The sequence below is a fragment of the Gangjinia marincola genome (assembly GCF_039523415.1).
GTDB classification, from domain to species: domain Bacteria; phylum Bacteroidota; class Bacteroidia; order Flavobacteriales; family Flavobacteriaceae; genus Gangjinia; species Gangjinia marincola.
Window position 1 is genome coordinate 1 of the sequence record NZ_BAAAFG010000008.1, and the last position, 1,791, is coordinate 1,791.

2 protein-coding genes are annotated in these 1,791 nt (G+C 36.0%); both read left to right on the forward strand.

The features are described 5' to 3' along the window. On the forward strand, positions 1–749 hold a 749-nt coding region (locus ABD000_RS04595), incomplete at its 5' end, for a dioxygenase family protein (protein WP_343764444.1). Positions 750–909: 160 nt separating this feature from the next. After that, on the forward strand, positions 910–1,650 hold the full coding sequence (locus ABD000_RS04600; RefSeq protein ID WP_343764446.1) for an rRNA adenine N-6-methyltransferase family protein: 741 nt from the start codon (positions 910–912) through the stop codon (positions 1,648–1,650). Positions 1,651–1,791: the final 141 nt, after the last annotated feature.

Genomic DNA, 1,791 nt, shown 5'->3' on the forward strand with positions numbered 1-1,791 from the left:
CTTGCTCACCCGAAAATTTCTGCAAAATTTTCTATGGTTTGGGTATCTTTGGGAAGACAAGGCTAAGGCACGCAACTGCGCATAGCCTAAACCGTTGTGCAACATTTGAAAAACCATCGAGAATGAAAAAATATTTAGGTATGGTATTAATGACTTTGATTATCACTTCCTGTAACGGACAATCTAAATCTGAAAGAAAAGTTGGCGGACCTTGTCAAGATTGCGAAGCAGTTTTGGATTATAAATTGTTGGAATTAGAACCTAAAACAATGGTTACTTTACCGAAATTTGAAAATAACGAACCGAAAGTAAAAATAACGGGAACTGTCTTTCAAAAAGACGGAAAAACGCCTGCGGAAAACATAATACTGTACGTATATCACACAGACAGGAACGGAATTTATCAACCAAGTGAAAATCCAATTGGTTGGGAAAAAACTCACGGACAATACCGTGGATGGCTTAAAACCGGCAAAGATGGAAAATTTACTTTTCAAACTTTCAGACCTGCACCATATCCAAAAGTTCAAGAGCCTGAACATATTCACATTTACGTAAAAGAACCAAATACTGTCCCATATTATATTGACAGCTATTTTTTTGAAAGCGACCCAAAACTAACTGCCGAAAAAAGAAAATCCCAGAAAAACAGAGGTGGTTCTGGAATTGTAAAACTTGAAAAGGAAAATGGAATTTGGACAGCGAACAGGAATTTGATTTTGGGAATGAATATCCCTGATTATGAATAAAAAACGTTGCACAACATTGGCTATAAACAATTGCTGTTACAGGCTTATCCTGAAAATTCCTGCGGAATTTTCAGCTTGCGGTTTACTTGCGAACGTCCGTGCTAACACACGCAACTGTTCATAGCCGAGACCGTTGGGCGTCATTAAGAAAAACGAATAAATGAATAAGTTTAAATATTCAAGAATTGGCACTTCCTCACTCATTCATAATAGTCCTTTTCCAGTAACAACTATAGATAAAATAATACCCTATCTAAAAGTAGAAGGAAAAGGTACAGTTATAGACATTGGGGCAGGGAAAGGTCACTTCACAGAAAAGATAGTGACAGCTAAGGGATTTCAAGGGGTAGTAGTGGAAATAGATAATTATCTAACCCAAGGAATTGATAGTAAGCAGATTACAGTGGTAAATGAAGATGCTGCGAAGTATCTTCTACGTTTAGATGTACATACCTTCGAGTGTTCTATTTGCTTTGGTTCTGCTCATATCTTTGGCGGTTTTTATAATACAATTTCGGAACTAAATAGAATCACTAAGGAAAATGGATTTATCATTGTTTCGGAGCTAACTTGGAAGAGCCAGCCTACTACTGAATTTCTTGGGAAGTTAGGAATATCAACAGATGTATATAATCCTGATATTAAGAATAGAAAAATATGCGCTGATCTAGATTTTGATATTGTTTATACTGAAAAGGTCGAAAAGAGAGATTGGGACATTTTTGAAGAGACTTTTTTACAGAATATCCTTCAATACTGCCATAATAACACAGAAGATAAAGACATAGATTGGCTTAAGACAAGAGCAGCTTTTTGGAAAGATTTGTATGATACGGAAGTTACCAAATACTTGGATTGTAATCTGTATGTCCTAAGAAAACGAACGCCCAACAAAGTATAAGCGATAATGCTCCCTAAACGGTCGCACTACGCTTATACAAACCGTTGTGTGCAATACAAAAAAAATGTACTCGAAAAAAGACAGAATTGAAGTTCAAGAAGCTATAATCAATTTCGCTAAATCGGATTCAAAAATCATCGA

Bases quoted from the DNA above. Each gene is read 5' to 3' on its own strand.
- ABD000_RS04600 (WP_343764446.1), top strand. From the start codon at position 910: ATGAATAAGTTTAAATATTCAAGAATTGGCACTTCCTCACTCATTCAT.